Here is a 20,892-nt window from a genome sequence, read left to right as displayed (position 1 = left end):
TAACCCTATACCGATTCACCAACTCCCATGAAAGCTACACGTTTCCTTTTGGTATCTTTAGTCATGCTTACCGCCTGCAAAAACGGTACAGATGGCCTCTCTCCCACCTATCGGGATTTGACCGAAGCGGTGTATGCATCGGGCAATATTTACCCCCGCAACGAATACACTGTTACGGCCGATGCGGCTGGAATTTTACAGAAACGGCTCGTCAATGAAGGCGATTCCATTCAGCAGAACCAACTCCTGTTTGTGCTGGAAAGCGCTACGGAAGATGCGCGTCAGCAGGCAGCCGCCAACGCGTACCGACAGGCACGGGCTAATCTGGGGCCTGGTTCGCCCGTACTGGCTGAACTGGAAGCTCAGGTACGAAATGCCCGCACCCGACTGGCCAATGATTCGATTAACTACAACCGGTTTCGGGAATTGTACGGCCAGAATGCCACCTCGAAAGCAGAACTCGAACGGGCTGAGCTAAACTATACCCTCTCGAAGAATAATCTTCGCGCCCAGCTCAACACACTACAGCGCAGCCGCGATCAAATTCAACTCGATGTGGCCAACAACCGCAGTCAGTTGGTTTCGTCGGAAGAAGCCGGGCGGAACACCCGTATTCGCAGTCTGCTGAATGGTAAAGTGTATGAAGTGTACAAAGATCCGGGTGAGGTTGTTCGGGTGGGCGACCAGTTGGCGCTGGTTGGTAGCGGCAATCACCTGTATGCGCAATTGGCTGTCGATGAAAGTGATTTTGGGCGGATGCGTATCGGCCAGGAGGTTGTTCTGAAGGCAGATGTGTACCCCGATAAAGTATTTAAAGCGCATGTCAGCAAGATTTATCCCAAGCTGAACCGCAGCGACCAGTCATTCCGAGTCGATGCAGAGTTCGTGGGTGAACGTCCTGATGCCTACTATGGCCTCACCCTCGAAGCGAACATCATCATCAGCCAGAACAAGCATGTACTGACTATTCCTAAGTCATATGTGTTCGGCACCGATAGCGTCTGGGTCAATCAGGATGGGAAAAAGCAAAAAATCAAGTTCCAGAAAGGAGCCGAAAACTTCGATCTGGTCGAGGTGAAAGGTGGCCTGACAGAGACTTCTAAACTAATTGCGAATGAGTAATTGAGTGATTGAGCGAATAGCTTATCCGCTTTAATTCACTCAATCATTCAATCACTCAATCACTCAATCTAATGGACATTCGAATCGCTTCTCAAATTGCACAAACACACTTACTGGCCAAGAAGCGGCAAACGCTTGTTGCGATGCTGGGGGTAACGTTTGGTATTGCCATGTTCATCACGATGATTTCGTTTATGCAGGGGGTGAATCAGTTTCTGGAAGATTCGGCCCTGGATGCCAGTCCGCATATCCGGCTGTATAATGAAGTCAACACCCAACGGCCCAGCCTGATCGATCAGCTTAATCCAGGCAATTTCAATGTCGTATACCACCAGAAGCCCAAAGATGAACTGGCTCGAATCAAAAACGGAATCGCCATTGCTGAGCGCATTGAAAAGGAACCAGGTGTACTGGGCGTGTCGCCCCAGGTAGCTACCCAGGCCTTTTATAACAACGGTCCAATTCAACTATCGGGAACGATTTCGGGGGTAGACATTGAGCGCGAAAACCGATTGTACAAACTAAACACCCGGCTCAAATCGGGCAGTCTGCGCGGTCTGCAAAGTAATCCGGACGGTTTACTCATGGGCGCGGTGTTAGCCCGAAAACTTAATGTTCGGGTTGGCGACAAAGTAACAGTCACTACCCCCATTGGCAGTACGCGGGTTTTGCGCGTGGTCGGCACCTTTGGCTTTGGTGTTGGAACCGTCGATAATACCAAAAGCTACGCTAACCTGTCGACGGTTCAGGAGATGCTACAGAAAGACCCCAGTTACATCACCGATGTCCATATCAAGATGGTCGATCCGCTACAGGCTATTCCCTTTGGGCAACGGCTACGGGCTATGTATGGGTACTACACCGAAGACTGGGCAACCGCGAATACGGCCATTCTGGCCGGTGAAAAAATTCGGAACGTGATGACGTTTGTGGTATCGATGACTTTACTGGTGGTTGCAGGCTTCGGTATTTATAACATTATGAACATGACCGTCATTAACAAAATCAAGGATATCGCTATCCTGAAAGCAACGGGGTTCGACGGGCGTGACATCATTGCCATCTTTCTGCTCCAGGCTATTTTCATCGGATTTTCGGGTGGTTTACTCGGGTTACTAATCGGATTTGGCCTGAGTTACATGTTGTCGATTACCCCATTCGATGCTGGTGATTTCCTGAGTCTGAAAACGTTTCCGGTCATTTTCGACCCGAAATATTACGTTATGGGGATTCTGTTCGGCGTGATCACAACGGTACTGGCGGGCTTTTTCCCCTCGCGAAAAGCCGCCCAGGTCGATCCTGTGGCCATTCTGCGGGGATAATTATAAAAAGCGAAAGAGTGAATGAGTGAAAGAGCGACAAGCCAATCTACAACTCATTCACTCTTTCGCTCATTCACTATTTCGCTCTTTACTACATGAATACGGTTCTTTCGGCCCAGCATGTTAACAAATACTTCTACGACCCAGAGAAATTTCAGGTTCTGAAAGAGGTTACGTTCACGGTGCAACAGGGCGAGTTTCTATCGATAGTGGGCAAGTCGGGTTGTGGTAAATCGACCTTGTTGTACCTGCTATCAACGATGGATACGGATTACGAAGGCGAGATCGAAATGGCGGGTACGAAGTTAAAAGGTCGTAGTCAGGACTTTTTGTCCCACTTCCGCAACGAACACCTCGGCTTTGTGTTTCAGTTTCACTTTCTGCTTCCCGAATTTTCGGCTTTGCAGAACGTGATGCTTCCGGGCTTGAAACTGGGTAAATACCCTGAAAAAGAGGTTGAAGAACGAGCCATGGAAAAACTCCGCCTGATTGGTATGGCCGATTATGCCCGTAAACCCGCCAGCAAATTGTCGGGTGGGCAGCAGCAGCGGGTAGCCATTGCCCGAGCGCTTATCAATGACCCAACCATCGTTATGGGCGACGAACCGACCGGCAACCTCGACCGGGCCAATACTGAAAACGTGTTTGAGATTTTTCGCGGACTGGCCCAGAAAGGCCAGACCATTATTGCTGTCACGCACGACCCCGATTTTGCCGCCCGTACCGACCGCGTTATTGAAATGTCGGATGGAATGATCATTGCCAGCCATGAAAATAAAGTTCAATAAATACGTCGAGGTTGTCCTGCTTTGGATGGCCCTGGCAGGCGTTGTGGCTCGTCAATGGATTATTCCAGACATCACCTGGCAGTTACAGGTCGGTCTTTTTCTGTTGTCGTTCCTTGTGTTCAACCTGATCTGGGCATTTCATTATCTATTCAACGAATGGCTCAACCAGCGACTCCCGTTTGAAAAAAACATTCGCTGGCGCATTGCGGTGCAGCTGATCGGAGGCTGGGGCATTGTTAAAACGATCCTGTTTGCCACGGGATACTTCATTGTCAGGTACATAGTTGCCGACTCCCTACCTCAGTTGAGCCCTTTCAACCGATTTTCGGCGATCATTATCGTCGTAACCATTTTTCTGGTCAACACGGTTATCACGCTGGGATTCATTGCCAGTCATTTGCTGAAACGATGGCAGGAAAACCTGATTAAAACAGCGCAGTTGGAAAAAGAAAAAGTCCAGGTCCAGCTCGACAGTCTGAAAAATCAGATTAGCCCGCACTTTCTGTTCAACAGCCTATCCTCGCTCGACAGCCTGATCGATGACAACCCAACGCTGGCCCGGCAGTTTTTGCAACAGTTGTCGAAAGTATTCCGGTACGTTCTTCAGCACAAAGACAAGTCGCTGGTGCCCATCGAAACCGAACTGGCATTTATCAAAAACTACGTTTCGCTGCTCAAAACCCGATTCGATGGTGCTTTTAGGCTGCATTGCCAGCTTTCCGACGAAGCCCTGGAGTATCAGATTGTGCCCGTCACGCTGCAAATTCTGATCGAGAATGCCATTAAGCACAACGCCATCAGCGAAGCCAGCCCGTTGACGGTCACGATCAGTAACACTGACAATTACCTCCTCATTTCCAACCCCATCCAACAAAAGCGACAGGTCGAAACATCCAATAAACAGGGCCTAGAAAATCTGAAGTTACTCTATAGCTATCTGAGCCCTCGCCCGATTGAAATTGAGGACAATGGCGAGGAGTTTCAGGTTCGTGTACCCTTGCTAACCAACGACTAATCGTTATCCGTTGGCTTTCCTTCCCGTTATTTGTGGCAGCGACTATCTCCTATTGAATGACGCGAAGAAAATGACTAGCTCATGACTATCCTACTGATCGAAGACGAACCCCTGATTGCCCGACAACTTCAAAAGCTGGTGCAGCAGTTAGAACCCACGGCCACCCTAGAAGGGCCTTTGGCCAGCGTTCAGGCCATTTGTGAGTATTTTCAGTTGCGCCGGACATCTGGGCAACCTTCCCCTGATCTGGTCATTTCTGATATACAGCTTTCCGACGGAGTTAGCTTTGAAGCGTTCCGGCAGGTCCGGCTCGACACCCCGGTTATTTTCACAACTGCGTATGACGAATATGCCATACGAGCGTTTAAGTTGAACAGCCTTGACTATCTGCTTAAACCCATCGACCCCGAAGAGCTTAGAGCCGCTTTATCAAAATTCCACCGCTGGACTCAAAATGGAACATCGGGCTTCGAAGACCATTTTCGTCACTTCCTGAACCACCTGGCCGACAACGCATCGGCCCCAACCTACAAACGTCGCTTTTCTGGACATCACATCCGGCAAATCATATCGGTCCCTCAACAGGATGTAGCCTGTTTTTGCCGAAATGAACTGATCTACCTCTACACAACGGACGGCAAAAAGCTAGTTACCGACTACAAAACTCTTGATGAGCTGGAAGAACTGGTCGATCCAGCCCAGTTTTTTCGCGCCAATCGTCAGTACTTAATCGCGCTGGACGCTATTGCCGGATACAGACCTCTGGAGAGCCAAAAGTTGCTGGTGCTACTTAAAAGCCCCAACGATAAACTGGAATTGCTGGTCAGTAAAGAAAAATCGACCCTATTTCGGCATTGGCTGGAAGAGTAACAGCACTTTGTCACCCTTTTACTGTTAAAATTTCACAAATCAACCCATCCTACTTGATTTATTCGTAACTATACGTTTAGTTTATCAACTAGTTTTTCAACTATATACGAACTTTTAACTAGCTAACGAAAACACCGCTCAGCGGTGCAACTCCTTACGTCTAGTTTCGTCTTTCAGAAAAAAATAACTAGTCATTTTACAACCACTCATCCCTACTTTTGGCAGGTACATACCAAGCCCATTGACATTTTTCTCATTTATCAGTAACTAACGAATCTTTAATTTGAGTACCCAACATAACCGTATGTTTATGCGAAACAACATTACCAAGCCAGTTCTGGGTCAGACTGGATGGTCCCGGTCGGGATGGTCCCGTGCGGGTATACTGGCCGCTGCGCTACTGGTCGGTAGCCTCACCTCATCAACAGCACAGGATAAGCTTCCAGAGGGCGTTACCAAAGGAGCGTCGGTCGAAGGCATCACCGAATACAATCTGAAGAACGGCCTGAAGGTGCTGCTCTTTCCCGACCCGTCGAAACCCACCATTACGGTCAACATCACCTACCTGGTGGGTTCGAGGCACGAAGGGCTAGGCGAGACAGGGATGGCTCACCTGCTGGAGCACATGGTTTTTAAAGGCTCAACCAAACACACCAACATCCCACAGGAATTGACGTCACATGGTGCGCGGCCAAACGGAACAACCTGGCTCGACCGTACCAACTACTTCGAAACCTTTGCGGCCTCGGACGAAAACCTGAAATGGGCGCTCGATCTGGAATCGGACCGGATGATCAACTCATTCATTAAAAAAGAAGATCTGGCCTCCGAGTTTTCTGTGGTGCGAAACGAGTTTGAAATGCGGGAAAACTCACCACAGAACGTGCTGAATGAACGGGTTGTTTCGTCGGCTTATCTGTGGCACAACTACGGCAAATCGACCATCGGTAACCGCTCCGATCTGGAGAAAGTGCCCATCGAGAACCTCCAGGCTTTCTACAAGAAATACTACCAGCCTGACAACGCGGTACTGGTTGTAGCCGGTAAAATTGACGAAGCCAAAACGCTGGCGCTGGTCAATGAGTATTTCAGTCCGATTCCTAAACCTGCCCGGGTGCTTCAGCCAACTTATAGCATTGAACCCGTTCAGGATGGCGAACGCGATGTAGTTCTCCGGCGGGTGGGCGATACCAAAGTTGTTTCGGCACTGTATCACATTATGCCAAGCTCACATCCCGACTACCCCGTCATGGATGTATTGATCGACCTCTTGACCGACGAACCCAGCGGCCGATTGTATAAATCGCTGATTGAAACGAAAAAAGCCTCGCAGGAATACGGCTATTCGTTCATGACGAAAGATCCCGGATACGCCTATTTTGCGGCTGAAATGCTGAAAGACAAGTCTATTGACGATGCCAAGGCAGCGTTACTGGGCACGCTCGACTCAGTAGCCATCAAAACCCCAACCAAAGATGAAGTTGAACGTTCGAAGGCGAAACTGCTGAAAGATGTTGAACTTAGCTTCAAAGACGTAGAACGGTTGGGTCGCACCCTTAGCGAATACATTGCCACCGGCGATTGGCGTCTGGGCTTCCTGTATCGGGATGCGCTCGAAAAAGTAACCCCTGCCGATGTACAACGGGTAGCTAAATACTACTTCAAACCTTCGAACCGAACCGTCGGCATGTTCATTCCTGAACAAAATCCTGATCGGGTCGACGTGCCTGAGGCACCGAACGTAGAGGCTATGGTGAAAAACTATAAAGGCCGGGCTGCTATTGCCAGTGGTGAAGCATTCGACCCCTCTCCTGCCAACATCGATGGCCGTACTCGTCGAATTGAACAGCCCAATACCATTGAATTAGCCCTCCTGCCCAAAACAACCCGTGGGAATGAGGTGAACGCTCGGTTGACCCTGCGGTATGGCGATGTAAACAGCCTGAAAAATAAGAGTGCGATCTCGGTCTTTACAGCGTCGATGCTCGACAAAGGCACAACGACCCGCTCCCGTCAGCAGATCAAAGATGAGTTCGACAAGTTGAAAGCGCAGGTGAATATATTTGGAGGTGGTAACCAGGTCAACGCCATTATCAAAACCAACAAAGAGAACCTGCCTGCCGTGATCCGCATTGTAAGCGACATGCTGAAGCATCCTGCATTCGATGCCAACGAATTTGAGAAGCTAAAGCAGGAGCAACTGGCCCAGATTGAAGCCCAACGTTCAGAACCACAGGCGCTTGCCTTTACAGCCTTCCAGCGCCAGATGAACCCTTACCCAAAGGATGATGTGCGGTATACATCAACTCCTGATGAAGATGTGGCCGATGTAAAAGCGCTGAAACTGGACGAACTGAAGCAGTTCCACAAGGATTTCTACGGTGCCCAGAATGCGACACTAGCTGTAGTAGGCGATTTTGATGAGGCCAACGTTCGGAAAGCGGTTATGGATGAACTGGGCACCTGGAAGGCGAAAAAACCATTCAGCCGACTGGTAAGCCCCTACAACGACATCAAGCCTACGCCACAAAGCATCGAAGCCCCCGACAAAGCGAATGCCTTTATGGTAGCCGGTGTCAACCTGCCCCTGCGCGACGACGATCCTGATTATCCGGCACTTGTCTTAGGCAACTACATGCTGGGCGGTGGCTTTCTGAACTCACGATTAGCCGTACGCATTCGCCAGAAAGAGGGCATCAGCTATGGCGTTGGCTCACAGCTACAAGCCAATCCGTTCGACAAAACGGGTATGTTCATGACCTACGCCATTTACAACCCCGAAAATGCAGAACGGCTCGAAAAAGCCTTCCGGGAGGAAATGGACAAGGTAGTAAAAGAAGGCTTTACAGCCGACGAGATTAAAGCGGCCCGGTCGGGTCTGTTGCAATCGCGGATGGTAGGCCGGGCACAGGACCCAAGCCTGTCGGCTACGCTCAACAACTACCTCTACCTGAACCGGACGATGAGCTGGGATGCTGATTTTGAGAAGAAGTTGGAATCACTGACTCCTGAACAGGTTAATGCCGCCATGAAAAAGCACATCGACCCGTCGAAAATCTCGATCATCAAAGCTGGCGACTTCGCCAAAGCGGCTAAGAAAGCCGCCGAAAAGCAACCGGCTTCGTCGGTGAGTGGCGGTAAAAACTAGACCGGGATTTAGCAGATTTATGGATTAAACAGATTTTGTAACAGGCTTTATGAAAGCGCAACAAAATCTGTTTAATCCATAAATCCATTAAATCCCGGTTTTTTTTGGTTATTATAACTATATTTTTCGTTATTTACCTAAAAAATCCGTTACACCATGAAAAAGGGCCTACTCTTTGTCTATTTAATGCTGGCCGGACTGGTTGGTTATGCCCAGTCGCCGGTTGTCTTTTTACGGGATACCACCCGGCTAGGCGTTTCCCTGTCGAGTTTAGAGCGTTCTTTCCCACCACCTTACGATAAGCTTATTGTTCAGGCAGGCAAGTCGAGCCAGTTGAAAGGGGCCTTTTCAGGACGAACGAAACTCTACTTCGACAGTTTAAATGCTCAGCATCAACAGTTTTTTACGTTTATTGAGCGTAATAAAAAGCGGCTCCCCGCTCTTGGGCTTCTATTCCAGACTCAGGAGTTTATTCGCGCTGATGGTTCGTATGAGTGGGTGTTTTGCCAGGTTGATGGACAGTCATTATCGAGTGAGCAGGAAACCAAACTACTGGCACTATTGACGGAATGGTACACGCAGCATCCATTTCCCATAAAGACTGAAAAAGGGTTTCGCCGTTCTACCATGACTACGCTTGGACAACCCCCTCAGAAACGCACGGTTCGGCGGGGTCCTGGCATCATCAGTACGGTCGAAGCGGCCGAAAAGACCCTGCGCCCGGATACGGTAACCATGCTGGCATTTAATCACCTGGAATTAAGTACCGTTCCCGAAGTGGTGTATCGTTTCCCCAAACTGGAAGAGCTGGATTTGTCCCGTAACAACCTCCACGAACTCCCAGCCCGACTAACAGCCGATATTCCAACGCTCAAACGATTAAGTGTGCTGTTCAACGCCATTCCCAACGATAGCGTATTCATTACCCGTAACAAACACATCCGGTCGTTGAATATTCAGGGTAATAAGCTCACCAAAATCCCGGAATCCATCCGGCAGAACCGACGGCTTGAAAGTTTATGGCTGGGTTACAACAAATTGACTACCCTGACTGATACCGATGTCAAAACGTTACGGCGCTTGCGCAAACTGTCGGACCTTAACCTGTACAGTGTTGGTTTGTCACGACTACCTACTTCCATCGGACGTCTCAAGCGCGTAAAAGTGCTGGATTTATACTACAACAAATTCATTGAATTACCTCCGCAGATTGGCAAAATGAAGCGACTGGAACAACTGGCTGTAGCGCATAACGAACTACGAAACCTGCCCGTAACACTCACCAAACTACGCCATTTGCAGGTACTATACGCCCACCATAACCACCTGAGCCAACTGCCCGACGAATTCAGCCGCCTTCAATCGTTGCGCATTCTGGACTTGAGCTATAACTGGTATGTATCGGTGCCAGCCGTTATAGGCACGTTGTCGTCGTTGCAGGAGTTATCGTTCAACAACAATAATCTCCACGAATTTCCAACCATACTTCTCTCCCTCAAAGGGTTAAAAAAGGTTTTTCTGGGAAGTAATCCACTTTTCGGACAGGAAGCGATGAAAAGCCCCTATGCCCCTCAGATCAAACAGCTAGAAGCCAATAATACCGATGTGTCGTATTGATTAAAGAAGAGGGCTTTATCCGTATACAAACAAATGGGCCTCGCCTTTTCAGAAACTTTGACAAAGTCCGCCAAATAAAATTCTGCTTAGAATTTTCATAATGTATCTCAGAAATGCTGAAAATAGACCGATTTGACGGAGAAAATTTACCGTTTCGCTTGTTACAAGCCTACCAGTAAGCCATTGTATGCAAGCCGTTACATCCCCTCTTTCAAATTCGTCAGACCGTTTTACGCTCTGGGCTAACCTGATCTCCGTTTACATCTTGTGGGGTTCTACTTATCTGTTCATTCATTTTATGACCGAACGGATGCCCCCCCTTTACATGGTTGCTGTCCGGTATCTGATTGCAGGCGGGATTTTGTATGGCTATGCACGGCTAACGGGAACACCGCGCCCAACCCGAAAAGAATGGCAGTCTGCCGGGCTGATTGGCATTTTGCTGCTCACCATTTCAAATGGCTGTCTGGCTATTGGCTTGCAGTACATTCCAAGTGGTATGGCGGCTCTGTTGGGAGGCTTATTGCCCGTTTACCTCCTGACACTCAACTGGGTTTCGTTCGGCAAAAAACGACCCAGCAATCTGGCACTGGCGGGTCTGGTTGTCGGTCTTATCGGCATTTTCCTGCTGGTGAAACCGGATAAACTGCAAAGCTCAGCTGGCCTTGATGCAAAATTGATCGGTACGGGATTTGTTGCTTTCGGCAATTTAATATGGGCCATTGGCACGCTGCTTACACCGCGTCTGGCGTTGCCTACTGGCACCATATCGAGTGGTATTCAAATGATTGTAGGTGGCGTTGCCAGCCTTCTAGTGAGTCTGGTACTGGAGCCGGTTACGCCATTAAGCATTCTGGACGCCCCTACCAAAGCCATTGGGTCAATGATTTACCTGATCATTTTTGGGAGTATCATCGGTTTTTCATCCTATTCATGGCTGGCCCGGAACGCTCCTCCGCAACTTCTGGCCACCTATGCCTTTGTTAATCCGGTTGTCGCGATGTTCTTAGGCACCTTATTCGCAGGGGAAATTTTTTCCAGCCAATCTCTGATCGGTGCCCTGGTAGCCATCGTTGGCGTAGTATTGATCACGCTGGGGAGGAAATAATTTTGAATGATTGAATGATCGAATGATTGAGTTATTGAGTGATTGAATTAGCTAGCGAATACTCTATTCTATCATTCACTCATTCTATCATTCAAAATTAAACCGGCGGCACGCCAACGCTTGTCCAGCCACCATCTACGACCAGGCTTTGGCCGGTAATATGGCGGGATGCAGGTGCCACCAGGAATAGGGCAGCATTGGTTATATCATCGACCGTGGCCGGGCGCCCCATTGGTGTAATCCGCGACCAGATCGGAATGTAGGTAGGGTCATCCAGGGTTCGTTCCGTAAGCGTGGCCCCTGGGGCAATCGAATTGATGGTAATGCCGAGTGGTGAAAAGTCGATGACTAACTGACGGGCCAGCATTTCCAGCCCTGACTTGGTCATACTGTATACAGGTAGTCCTGGATGGGCGAGATGCCCTACGACCGACGACATGAATAGGATACTCCCTCCTTTCCCCTGCAACCGCATCTGCTGAGCGGCCATCTGTGCCAGAAAAAAGCTACCGCGCAGGTTCAAATCCACAATTTTCTGAAACGCTTCGGGCGTGGTCGTGAAAATGTCACCGAAAATGGTGATACCAGCATTGGCAATGGCAATATCCAGCGATCCAAAGCGAGTAACAGCAGTATCCACCATATGGCGAATAAACGATACATCCGACGCATCGCCTGGGCAGGCCTCACAAGTCCCGGCTTCGGGAGTTTGGCATTCATTCTGAATACGATGAGCTGCGGTTTGGGCTAAATTCTGATCATAATCATTGAGTACGACATTGGCTCCCTGCTGGACGAGCGCTTTCGCAATGGCAAAACCAATTCCAGTGCCAGCCCCCGTAATGAGTACAGTCTGTCGGGCAAAATTTGTCATGCAATCGATAAGTAGGGTAAAGGATAATTTCGTGGCGAAAATAGGACAAATTTTCCTCGCAAGCGCATACGCTCCTTCAGGGATCAAACTTGACCTTGCCTGCAGACGAATAAGCCAGTTTCCCTTTCAAATCGAGTGAACGAACCTGTACCAGTTGATTCAGGTCTACGGAATGGTTGGCAGAAATAACCACATCGTCGCCGGCAATGGGTACACAGTTGCAATTCCAGGTATCCGGGCTAGTCCAGTTTCCTGTTTTAACACTCGCTATAGTCCGTTCGATGACGCGATACAGTTTTCCCTCTGAAAAGGAAAGCACATACAATTCACCGTTCGGGTCCTGCCCAAATGATACAGGCATTACGGTGGGCAGGCTGAGTTGTGTAATTTGCTGAAACGTCCCGTCATTGGCTCGCTTCAACGTCCAATACGTTCCACGTTGGTAGTCGCCATACACGTACCACCCATACAGTTTGGGGTAAGCTGTGCCACGATATACGTAACCACCAGTGATGGATGCGCCACCCCCATAATTGTAGCCTGAATAGTCGAGCAGAGGCATATGATACGAACCCGACCCGGAGCAATTTGCATCATACGCATGCGTTCCTTCGTAACAGGGCCATCCGTAGTTCTGTGGTGCTATCGCATTCGCAGGGGTAAAATTCAGTTCTTCCCAACCATCCTGCCCCACATCACCGATCCACATATCGCCTGTCAGCCGGTCAAAGCTCCAGCGCCAGGGGTTCCGTAAACCCAGGGCATAGATTTCATCCGCTACCCCATCGCTGGGGCTACTGTAAGGATTTGTGGCTGGAATAGCATATGGAGTACCATGATCGACATCGATCCGAAAAATCTTCCCGTAAGGCGTTTGCAAACTCTGCGCGAATCGATCGGGATCACCAATAGATCCACGAAGCCCCGGCCACGAATCGCCTGTCGTAATATAGAGATACCCATCAGGGCCAAAACCCAGGCAGCCCGATCGGTGCGCCCCCTGCGGATTCGGATACGGCACGACCAGCAACGTAAACTCAGATGAACTATCAGCCTGATCTGGATTGGTGGCACTACGGGTAAAGCGGGCATACACCGCCGACCGATCACCCTTCCGACAATAGTTAACATATATGTACCCGTTACTGGCGTAGTTTGGGTGGAGCGTAATCCCGAAAATTCCCTCCCAGGTAGTATCATGAATTTTTGCCCCAAGGTCCAGATAAGGCGTTACAAGCTTAACGCCGTTTCGAACGACACGAATCTGTCCATCCGTTTGTGAGATCAGAAATTCGCTAGAACTAATAGCAACAATATCCGTTGGCCGATTCAACCCTGTTGCCAACTCGGTCAAACGAATTCGGGGTGCTTGTGCAGGTAATTTGATCGAGATAAAGCTAAGAACAGCTAACAAAAACAAGTAACGCAAAAGCATTCGGGTACGGCAATGTTTACTAAAAAGTAACAATTACTATACCGTCGACTCAGTCTTACACTACCATCATTTTTTTTGTTAACTACTTACTCCCTTTTTTGTTGATTTATCGGCCTAAACGGCTGAACTGAACCTATTCGTATAATGGATTTGGCATAAATGGAACAAATAGCCTTATTTTCATTTATTGAATCGGCGTAGAATTTGTGGGGAAGCCTGATACAAAATACGGTGGGCCGCCTTAGCATTTTTGCGCCAGCCCACCGTAAACAGAAAAACCAGCAATCGAATACTGTCAATGCGAATCCCGCTTGACTACACTACCGGAACCCCCTCGTAAAAAGTCAAAATCGGCTCCTTCGTGTGCCTGCGTTACGTGGCGAATGTATAGGTTTACGTATCCCCGGTCATATCCCAGATTGAGTGGTTTGAAATGAACCATACGGGCGGCAAGTTCTTCGTCGGATACATGCAGGTGTAAACTGCGGTTGTGCACATCGAGCGTGATCAGGTCGCCGTTTTGCACCAGGGCCAGGTTTCCACCAACCGCCGATTCGGGCGAAACGTGCAGCACCACCGTACCAAAGCCCGTTCCGCTCATACGCCCATCCGAAATACGTACCATATCGTGTACACCCTGAGCCAGCACTTTAGCTGGAAGTTGCATATTACCCACCTCGGGCATACCCGGATACCCTTTAGGGCCGACATTTTTCAGTACCAGCACACACGACGGGTCTACATCCAGATCAGGATCATCAATACGGGCTTTGTAGTCGTCGATATCCTCAAAAACAACCGCCCGCCCTGTATGCTGCATCAGTTCGGGCGATGCGGCCGATGGCTTCAGCACAGCCCCGTTCGGGCATAGATTTCCGCGCAATACGGCAATCCCCGACTCCGGCTTAAACGGCTGATCAACAGTCGCAATTACCGCTGGATCATAGCACTGAGCTTCGGCGCAGTTTTCGCCAATGGTTCGTCCATTAACCGTTATAGCGTCGTTGTTGAGGTAGTTTCGTAACTCCCGAATCACGGCCGGCAGACCACCCGCATAGAACAAATCTTCAACGAAATGCTCACCCGAAGGCTGTAGATTAGTCAGCAAGGGAATTTTGGCAGACAACGTATCGAAATCATCCAGCGACAGGTCTACCCCAACCCGGCCTGCAATGGCCGTCAAGTGCAGAATGAAATTGGTAGAACCACCAAGAGCTGCATTCACCATAATCGCATTTTCAAACGCCTGACGGGTCAGAATCTGCGATGGAGTAATATTCTGACGAGCCAGCTCTACCGCCCGAACGCCCGTCATGTGCGCCAGCACTTTCCGACGTGAGTCGGCAGCCGGAATGGTGGCATTGTCGGGCAGGGCCAGGCCCAGCGATTCAACCATAGCAGCCATGGTACTGGCGGTTCCCATTACGGCACAGTGTCCGGGCGAACGGGCCATACTGGCTTCGGAAGCTATAAAATCAGCCTGACTCATCTCCCCCATTTTGTAGGCTTCAGCAAACCGCCAGACATCACTGGTTCCGATTTTCTTGCCCCGGAAACGTCCGGCCAGCATAGGACCACCCGATACGACCAGCGTAGGAATATCGACACTACAGGCACCCATGACCAGCGAAGGCGTCGTTTTGTCACACCCACACATTAGAATTACAGCATCCAGCGAGTTTCCCCGAATGCTTTCTTCCACATCCATGCTGGCCAGGTTACGAAACAGCATGGCCGTTGGTTTGATCTGGCATTCGCCCAGCGACATCACCGGAAATTCCAGCGGAAAGCCACCCGCTTCCCAAACTCCCCGTTTGATGGCTTCGGCCAGTTCACGAAAATGAGCGTTACAGGGGGTTAGTTCCGACCAGGTATTACAAATGCCGATTACGGGCTTTCCTTCAAATTCATGATGGGGGAATCCCTGGTTTTTCATCCAGGCACGGTAAATAAAGCCGTCTTTGCCGGTGCGGCCAAACCAATCTTGCGAACGTAAAGGCATTTTTCAGTAAATCAGTTAAGTGTAGGTTTACGGAGTACATAAACCTAAAGCGACGTATCAGTAAAGACAACAAAGGTCGAACTTTTACTTTTGATTTGTCCACTTTCCGGCTTTTGGATTAAATCCTACCTACTTGTATGCTTTCGTTCTTCGGTTTTGCCACCATCGGTATTTTTCTCGCGCTGATTATTACCAAACGTCTATCTGTCATAACAGCCCTCGTATTAGTGCCCGTAGCGATTGGCTTTATGGCCGGTTTTTCCCCTAAAGAATTGGGCGAGATGATTCTGGCGGGTATTAAGCAGGTAGCGCCAACAGGCATTCTGCTTATGTTTGCCGTACTTTATTTTGCGACCATGCTCGATGCGGGCCTGTTCGACCCCATTATTGCGGGTATTATCCGATACGTTCAGGGCGACCCACTCAAGGTGATTATCGGCACTGCTATCCTGACAATGATTGTTCACCTGGATGGCGACGGAACGGCTACGTTTATGATCGTGCTGTCAGCGTTTTTACCGATCTACCGCCAATTAAAGATTAACAAACTGATCTTGCCAGGCATTGTGGCACTCAGCGTTGGGCCCTTGCATCTGGTGCCCTGGTCGGGTACATCGGCTCGGGCTATGTCTACCCTTAAAACAGATGCCACCCAGCTTTTTAACCCCAACATTCCGGCTATACTAGCGGGGATCGCCTGGGTGCTGGCCGTTGCATACTGGCTTGGCCTTCAGGAACGTAAGCGATTGGGTATTAGCCAGCTCGATTATGTACATCATGAAAATCTGACGAATGAACAACAGGCACTTCGTCGACCAAAATTATTCTGGCTCAATGCATTTCTGACCGTGGCGCTCATCACGACACTTATGAAAGGCTGGGTCCCTACCCCTGCCCTGTTTGTGGTAGCAGCCGCACTGGCCTTACTGATTAATTATCCGAAACTCCCCGACCAGCAAAAAGTGCTGCGAATTCACGGAAATAACATTTTTATGGTGTCGAGTATGATTTTTGCGGCTGGTGTTTTTTCCGGTATTCTGACGGGCTCCAAGATGATCGACGCCATGGCTACTTCGCTGGTGTCACTCATTCCTCAGCAACATGCCGCCTGGCTACCCACGCTAACCGCCATCACGAGTATGCCCGCTAGCCTACTCTTTACACCCGATGCGTACTATTTTGGTGTCGTGCCTATTTTGAGCCAGTCAGCCACGCAATTTGGCATTGATCCGCTGGAGATTGGGCGGGCGGCTTTACTGGGTCAGATGACGGTAGGGTTTCCGGTTAGCCCACTTACCGCGTCTACGTTTTTGCTGGTGGGCCTTGCCGAAGTCGATTTGGGTGAACATCAGAAATTTACGATCAAATGGGCGCTGGGTACTACGCTGGTCATGACCATTGTGGCTTTGCTGACGGGTTCCATACACGTTTAGTTGTCATAGAACACAGATTTTTGTGATGATTAGGATTTTCGCTGATCCTGTTACATCATACTCGTCATAAAAATCTGTGTTCTAATAGGATAGAAACTGACACCTACAAATTCTTTATGAAAGAACGAATACGAATTGGCTGTGGGGCAGGTTTTTCGGGTGATCGGCTCGAACCGGGGCTTATACTCGCTCAGCATGGTAAGCTGGATTATCTGGTGCTGGAATGTCTGGCCGAACGGACTATCGCGCTGGCTCAGAAACGGAAACGGCAAAACCCTGACACGGGTTACGATCCACTCCTGGAGCGTCGGATCGAGATGCTGCTGCCGGTACTGCTCAACAACCATGTTCGGTTGATCACCAATATGGGCGCAGCAAACCCGCTGGCTGCGGTCCAGAAAGTTGTCGAAATTGCCCAACGACTCAATCTGTCGTTGACCGTAGCGGCCATTACGGGAGACGATGTTTTTCATCAATTAACAGGTAACGAGACGGCTCTCGAAACTGGTAAACCTCTACACACATCAGGAGCCATTTTATCGGCTAATGCCTATATGGGAGCCGATGCCATACTACCTGCCTTGGCAACGGATGCACAGGTCATCATTACCGGACGCGTAGCCGACCCCTCGCTGTTTGTCGCACCGCTGGTACATGAATTAGGTTGGTCGCTGGACAATTGGGAGCAACTTGGGCAGGGTACGGTTATTGGGCACCTAATGGAATGTGCAGGCCAACTGACGGGTGGCTATTTCGCCGATCCGGGTCGAAAAGAAGTTGCAGATATGGCGCATTTGGGCCATCCGTTTGTCGATGTACTGGCCAATGGAACGGCCGTTTTTGGGAAAGTGGAGGGAACAGGAGGTATGCTAAGCGTAGCCACAGCGAAAGAACAATTACTTTACGAGGTCATGGACCCCAGCCGCTATTTCACCCCTGATGTGGTTGCCGATTTCACACAGGTACGACTCCAGGAAACGGGACCAAATCAGGTACAGGCAACTGGAGGACGAGGGCAAGCCCGACCGGACACTCTGAAAGTCAGCGTTGGGTACGAAGCCGATTTTATTGGCGAAGGTGAAATTTCCTACGCAGGGGCCAACGCACTGGGTCGCGCTAAACTGGCCGGAGCCATCATACAGGGACGGCTTCAGGATCGGTTCGCTGATCTGCGTATCGATTACATTGGTAGCACATCCGTTCACCGAACCTCGTTTGGTCATTATCCTGAACCCTACGAAATCCGATTACGGGTAGCTGGTCGGGCTTCTACGGCGCAACAGGCCGCACTGGTTGGCGAAGAGGTTGAAGCGTTGTATACCAATGGCCCGGCTGCCGGTGGTGGAGCCCGTAAGTACATTCATGAGGTGGTCGGTATTGTCTCAACATTGATCGACCGCAATCAGGTAGTTCCTAATGTCACCCTTCTAAGCGCATGAAAACCAAACTATACGACATCGCCCACAGCCGCGCGGGCGATAAAGGCAACACCCTTACACTTTCTCTTATCCCGTTCAAGCCGGAACATTTTGAGCTTCTACGTAATCAGGTAACTGCCAATGCGGTGAAAGAACATCTGAAAGACATTGTAGCCGGTGACGTTACCCGCTACGAGTTACCCAATCTGCCCGCTCTTCAATTTGTATGTCAGCAAGCCCTGACGGGTGGGGTTACTACCTCACTCACCATGGATACGCATGGCAAAAGCTTAAGCTATGCGCTGCTGGAAATGGAGGTCGACGTTCAATAGAAACCTAGATGCACTTTGCCTAAATGTCATCTGAGAGGATCTTTTTCCGGTGCAGCTCCCCCCAGTTACGCAGCGATTCAATGACCCCTCCCAATGTCTGACTGTGGGGAGTTAACGTATACGTTACCTTAACCGGATAGGTATCATACACAGTTCGCTTCACCAATCCGTTCATCTCCATATCCCGTAATTCTTTGGAGAGCATCCGATCGGTAATTCCGTGGACTTCTTTGGCAATTTCGCCAAATCGCTTCTCTCCGAATGTAAGGGCCACGATGATCGGCAACTTCCATTTACCATTCAATACATCCAGGGCATCCCGAATCGGGCGTAAAAGGCTGACACATTCCTCGTGTTTGAGCGCTGTAGTTTCCATTATATAACCTCGGCAGAAAAGAGACGTTTTGCAAGTACTATACTCAAGTATAGGGCTATACCAGAGTATAGTACTTACAAATGTATAGTAAACGAAGTAATTTTGCATCATCGATCAGGGCAAACATGTCAGCCCTATTGTCAACGATGCCATGAATCTTCGTAGAAAAGTAATCAACATATATACGCCACCTGCCCAACCGGGCTTTTTAGGAGCCGGTCACTTGGCCAGTCCGGTTATTCAGGTCGACTTTGCCGAGAGTGATCCGTTCATCATGCTGATGGATGATCGACTCAACAAACAGGATGGGCAGCCCGTTGGTGGGCCACACCCACATGCAGGTTTTGAAACGGTCTCTTTACTGCTGGAAGGCGAAATGGGCGACGAGGCTCATCGGCTGAAAGGCGGTGATTTACAGCTCATGACCGCCGGTAGTGGGATCGTTCACTCAGAAATCATCGATCGGAAGGCGTCGATGCGGCTGCTACAGCTCTGGCTAAACTTACCCAAAAAAGATCGGTGGGCAGAACCAAGGGTACAGGACCTCCCTTTAGAGAAAGTCCCCTCACTTATCCAGAATGGGGTGACAATCAGGGTGTATAGCGGTTCGCTGGCGGGTCTCAAATCGCCAATCCAGAATTATGCCCCAATGATTATCGCCGATATTCAGCTAGCGTCCGGCGCTACGACGATCCAGCAACTTCCAGCCTCCTACACGGCTTTTTTATACGTGATTGACGGAAGCATACGGGTGGGCGACGAAGCTAACAAGGTCCAGCAGGACCAGGTGGGCTGGCTGAACAGGTCTTCCGATGAGGTACTCAGTGACCTGAAGCTTGCCGGGGGTGAAGCCGGAGGTAGGGTTATTCTGTATGCCGGAGAGCCACAGGGCGAAGCCATCGTGTCGCATGGACCCTTCATTGCTGATACACAGGAGGATATTCGACGGCTTTATCAGGCATACCGGCAAGGAACCATGAAGCACATAGCCACCGTACCGGCCTCCCAACGGATTCTTTTTTAAACAGTATCAATTTTTGCCAGTCGGTCCCTGGCCCGACGCAATTGGTAATTCCATTCAGAATGCTAATTTTTTCAACTCTATGACAACGACGAAATGGGTCCTCGACCCCACACACAGCGAATTAGGTTTTAAGATCAAACACCTGATGATCAGCAATATTTCCGGTTCTTTCCAACAATTTCAGGTGGAAGTAGAAACTGAGGGTGACGATTTCAGCACAGCACAGATACGGGCCACCGCCGAAATTGCGTCTATCCATACCAATAATGAACAACGTGATCATCACCTTCGCAACTCCGATTTCTTTGAAGCCGAAACTTATCCCCAGTTAAGTTTTCAATCCACAGCCATTGAGAAACTGGATGAGGATACCTTTTTTGTATATGGCGACTTAACGATGAAAGGGGTTCGGAAACCTGTCAAACTACAGGTTGAATACAGTGGCATTACAAAAGATCCCTGGGGTGGTGTGCGAGCGGGTTACACCATCATAGGCAAATTAAATCGGAGTGATTGGGGGATTAGCTTCAATGGCGTTCTGGAGACGGGCGGTCTGGCCCTGAGCGAAGAGGTCAAACTGTTCAGTGAAATCCAACTGGTCAAACAGCTCGAAGCGGTATTGGCTTAAACTAGCGCTTATCCTAAGCCGCCTGCCCAGACTTCTGATAAGTTCGGTCGTTTGGGCAGGCGGTTTACGTTACCGGTATATAGCTGAACAGGGCGTTATTTTCGGTCCGAATGACCGAGGTCTTTTTCCGGATTGACCACATCCCGCACTAATTGCTTCAATTCTTTAATCTCAGGGAAACGTCCCTCTACTTTCCGGTCGAAAATGACCTGTTCATTTACCCGGACCGAAAACCGACCACTGAACTCGGAAGGTTGCAGCAGAACCCCATGCACATCGTCGGTAAAGGTCGTTAGCAATTCCTGCGCCATCCAGGCAGACCTCAGTAACCAGCCACATTTTGGGCAATATTCAAGCGTGATCGTCGGTTTCATTGACTG

General features: G+C 49.6%; 18 protein-coding genes. 13 read left to right on the top strand and 5 right to left on the bottom strand.

The window, feature by feature from the left end:
* Positions 1 to 27 precede the first annotated feature (27 nt).
* From BGO59_RS21355 to BGO59_RS21320, 8 genes are all read left to right on the top strand, one after another.
* Positions 28 to 1,122, top strand: a complete 1,095-nt coding sequence (locus tag BGO59_RS21355; protein WP_293686560.1) for an HlyD family efflux transporter periplasmic adaptor subunit — start codon at positions 28 to 30, stop codon at positions 1,120 to 1,122.
* Positions 1,123 to 1,193: 71 nt separating this feature from the next.
* The gene (locus tag BGO59_RS21350; protein WP_293686558.1) at positions 1,194 to 2,444 is read left to right on the top strand and encodes an FtsX-like permease family protein; all 1,251 of its coding nucleotides are present in this window, start codon (positions 1,194 to 1,196) and stop codon (positions 2,442 to 2,444) included.
* A gap of 95 nt (positions 2,445 to 2,539) precedes the next feature.
* Positions 2,540 to 3,232, top strand: a complete 693-nt coding sequence (locus BGO59_RS21345) for an ABC transporter ATP-binding protein (protein WP_080056479.1) — start codon at positions 2,540 to 2,542, stop codon at positions 3,230 to 3,232.
* Positions 3,213 to 4,247, top strand: a complete 1,035-nt coding sequence (locus tag BGO59_RS21340; RefSeq protein ID WP_293686554.1) for a sensor histidine kinase — start codon at positions 3,213 to 3,215, stop codon at positions 4,245 to 4,247. Before BGO59_RS21345 ends, BGO59_RS21340 begins: the two co-directional genes overlap by 20 nt.
* A gap of 81 nt (positions 4,248 to 4,328) precedes the next feature.
* Positions 4,329 to 5,117, top strand: coding sequence for a LytTR family DNA-binding domain-containing protein (locus BGO59_RS21335; protein ID WP_293686553.1), 789 nt, complete (start codon positions 4,329 to 4,331; stop codon positions 5,115 to 5,117).
* Between the two features lie 304 nt (positions 5,118 to 5,421).
* Positions 5,422 to 8,265 carry a pitrilysin family protein gene (locus tag BGO59_RS21330; RefSeq protein ID WP_293686578.1) on the top strand — a complete coding sequence of 948 codons (2,844 nt, stop codon included), beginning with the start codon at positions 5,422 to 5,424 and terminating at the stop codon, positions 8,263 to 8,265.
* A 156-nt stretch (positions 8,266 to 8,421) separates the two neighbouring features.
* On the top strand, positions 8,422 to 9,882 hold the full coding sequence (locus BGO59_RS21325) for a leucine-rich repeat domain-containing protein (protein ID WP_293686551.1): 1,461 nt from the start codon (positions 8,422 to 8,424) through the stop codon (positions 9,880 to 9,882).
* A 187-nt stretch (positions 9,883 to 10,069) separates the two neighbouring features.
* Positions 10,070 to 10,990 (top strand): EamA family transporter, encoded by a 921-nt coding sequence (locus tag BGO59_RS21320; RefSeq protein WP_293686549.1) that lies wholly within the window; start codon positions 10,070 to 10,072, stop codon positions 10,988 to 10,990.
* Positions 10,991 to 11,087: 97 nt separating this feature from the next.
* Here BGO59_RS21320 and BGO59_RS21315 read toward each other — a convergent pair whose 3' ends face one another.
* The 3 genes from BGO59_RS21315 to BGO59_RS21305 form a co-directional block, all read right to left on the bottom strand.
* The gene (locus BGO59_RS21315; protein WP_293686547.1) at positions 11,088 to 11,864 is read right to left on the bottom strand and encodes an SDR family NAD(P)-dependent oxidoreductase; all 777 of its coding nucleotides are present in this window, start codon (positions 11,862 to 11,864) and stop codon (positions 11,088 to 11,090) included.
* 76 nt (positions 11,865 to 11,940) lie between these two features.
* On the bottom strand, positions 11,941 to 13,299 hold the full coding sequence (locus BGO59_RS21310) for a PQQ-dependent sugar dehydrogenase (RefSeq protein ID WP_293686545.1): 1,359 nt from the start codon (positions 13,297 to 13,299) through the stop codon (positions 11,941 to 11,943).
* 295 nt (positions 13,300 to 13,594) lie between these two features.
* Positions 13,595 to 15,301 (bottom strand): IlvD/Edd family dehydratase, encoded by a 1,707-nt coding sequence (locus BGO59_RS21305; protein ID WP_293686543.1) that lies wholly within the window; start codon positions 15,299 to 15,301, stop codon positions 13,595 to 13,597.
* Between the two features lie 137 nt (positions 15,302 to 15,438).
* On the opposite strand from BGO59_RS21305, the gene BGO59_RS21300 reads away from it, so the two are divergent.
* From BGO59_RS21300 to BGO59_RS21290, 3 genes are all read left to right on the top strand, one after another.
* Positions 15,439 to 16,734 carry a citrate:proton symporter gene (locus BGO59_RS21300; RefSeq protein WP_293686541.1) on the top strand — a complete coding sequence of 432 codons (1,296 nt, stop codon included), beginning with the start codon at positions 15,439 to 15,441 and terminating at the stop codon, positions 16,732 to 16,734.
* 116 nt (positions 16,735 to 16,850) lie between these two features.
* A complete protein-coding gene (locus BGO59_RS21295; RefSeq protein ID WP_293686539.1) occupies positions 16,851 to 18,173 on the top strand; it encodes an acyclic terpene utilization AtuA family protein in 1,323 nt (440 codons plus the stop codon).
* Positions 18,170 to 18,484: a hypothetical protein gene (locus BGO59_RS21290; protein WP_293686537.1), complete on the top strand. Its 315-nt coding sequence runs from the start codon at positions 18,170 to 18,172 to the stop codon at positions 18,482 to 18,484. The genes BGO59_RS21295 and BGO59_RS21290 overlap by 4 nt, the downstream gene beginning before the upstream one ends.
* A gap of 19 nt (positions 18,485 to 18,503) precedes the next feature.
* Here BGO59_RS21290 and BGO59_RS21285 read toward each other — a convergent pair whose 3' ends face one another.
* Positions 18,504 to 18,860, bottom strand: coding sequence for a helix-turn-helix domain-containing protein (locus tag BGO59_RS21285; protein ID WP_293686535.1), 357 nt, complete (start codon positions 18,858 to 18,860; stop codon positions 18,504 to 18,506).
* Between the two features lie 151 nt (positions 18,861 to 19,011).
* Between BGO59_RS21285 and BGO59_RS21280 the strand changes: the two genes are divergently transcribed.
* Together BGO59_RS21280 and BGO59_RS21275 are read left to right on the top strand one after the other, a co-directional pair.
* Positions 19,012 to 19,884 (top strand): pirin-like C-terminal cupin domain-containing protein, encoded by an 873-nt coding sequence (locus BGO59_RS21280; protein ID WP_293686533.1) that lies wholly within the window; start codon positions 19,012 to 19,014, stop codon positions 19,882 to 19,884.
* A 79-nt stretch (positions 19,885 to 19,963) separates the two neighbouring features.
* A complete protein-coding gene (locus tag BGO59_RS21275) occupies positions 19,964 to 20,512 on the top strand; it encodes a YceI family protein (protein WP_293686531.1) in 549 nt (182 codons plus the stop codon).
* Positions 20,513 to 20,607: 95 nt separating this feature from the next.
* Here the strand turns inward: BGO59_RS21275 and BGO59_RS21270 are convergent, their stop codons facing one another.
* The gene (locus BGO59_RS21270) at positions 20,608 to 20,886 is read right to left on the bottom strand and encodes a SelT/SelW/SelH family protein (RefSeq protein ID WP_293686529.1); all 279 of its coding nucleotides are present in this window, start codon (positions 20,884 to 20,886) and stop codon (positions 20,608 to 20,610) included.
* Positions 20,887 to 20,892: the final 6 nt, after the last annotated feature.

It is taken from the genome of Spirosoma sp. 48-14 (assembly GCF_001898575.1).
In the GTDB taxonomy this organism is placed as follows: Bacteria; Bacteroidota; Bacteroidia; order Cytophagales; family Spirosomataceae; genus Spirosoma.
The sequence above is the reverse complement of the archived record's forward strand: the minus strand, read 5'-3'. Positions and strand labels throughout refer to the sequence as shown.

What these genes read in the sequence shown, in the direction of transcription:
- BGO59_RS21355 (WP_293686560.1), top strand. Translation starts at nt 28, where the DNA reads ATGAAAGCTACACGTTTCCTTTTGGTATCTTTAGTCATGCTTACCGCC.
- BGO59_RS21350 (WP_293686558.1), top strand. Translation starts at nt 1,194, where the DNA reads ATGGACATTCGAATCGCTTCTCAAATTGCACAAACACACTTACTGGCC.
- BGO59_RS21345 (WP_080056479.1), top strand. Translation starts at nt 2,540, where the DNA reads ATGAATACGGTTCTTTCGGCCCAGCATGTTAACAAATACTTCTACGAC.
- BGO59_RS21340 (WP_293686554.1), top strand. Translation starts at nt 3,213, where the DNA reads ATGAAAATAAAGTTCAATAAATACGTCGAGGTTGTCCTGCTTTGGATG.
- BGO59_RS21335 (WP_293686553.1), top strand. Translation starts at nt 4,329, where the DNA reads ATGACTATCCTACTGATCGAAGACGAACCCCTGATTGCCCGACAACTT.
- BGO59_RS21330 (WP_293686578.1), top strand. Translation starts at nt 5,422, where the DNA reads ATGTTTATGCGAAACAACATTACCAAGCCAGTTCTGGGTCAGACTGGA.
- BGO59_RS21325 (WP_293686551.1), top strand. Translation starts at nt 8,422, where the DNA reads ATGAAAAAGGGCCTACTCTTTGTCTATTTAATGCTGGCCGGACTGGTT.
- BGO59_RS21320 (WP_293686549.1), top strand. Translation starts at nt 10,070, where the DNA reads ATGCAAGCCGTTACATCCCCTCTTTCAAATTCGTCAGACCGTTTTACG.
- BGO59_RS21315 (WP_293686547.1), bottom strand. Translation starts at nt 11,864, where the DNA reads ATGACAAATTTTGCCCGACAGACTGTACTCATTACGGGGGCTGGCACT.
- BGO59_RS21310 (WP_293686545.1), bottom strand. Translation starts at nt 13,299, where the DNA reads ATGCTTTTGCGTTACTTGTTTTTGTTAGCTGTTCTTAGCTTTATCTCG.
- BGO59_RS21305 (WP_293686543.1), bottom strand. Translation starts at nt 15,301, where the DNA reads ATGCCTTTACGTTCGCAAGATTGGTTTGGCCGCACCGGCAAAGACGGC.
- BGO59_RS21300 (WP_293686541.1), top strand. Translation starts at nt 15,439, where the DNA reads ATGCTTTCGTTCTTCGGTTTTGCCACCATCGGTATTTTTCTCGCGCTG.
- BGO59_RS21295 (WP_293686539.1), top strand. Translation starts at nt 16,851, where the DNA reads ATGAAAGAACGAATACGAATTGGCTGTGGGGCAGGTTTTTCGGGTGAT.
- BGO59_RS21290 (WP_293686537.1), top strand. Translation starts at nt 18,170, where the DNA reads ATGAAAACCAAACTATACGACATCGCCCACAGCCGCGCGGGCGATAAA.
- BGO59_RS21285 (WP_293686535.1), bottom strand. Translation starts at nt 18,860, where the DNA reads ATGGAAACTACAGCGCTCAAACACGAGGAATGTGTCAGCCTTTTACGC.
- BGO59_RS21280 (WP_293686533.1), top strand. Translation starts at nt 19,012, where the DNA reads ATGAATCTTCGTAGAAAAGTAATCAACATATATACGCCACCTGCCCAA.
- BGO59_RS21275 (WP_293686531.1), top strand. Translation starts at nt 19,964, where the DNA reads ATGACAACGACGAAATGGGTCCTCGACCCCACACACAGCGAATTAGGT.
- BGO59_RS21270 (WP_293686529.1), bottom strand. Translation starts at nt 20,886, where the DNA reads ATGAAACCGACGATCACGCTTGAATATTGCCCAAAATGTGGCTGGTTA.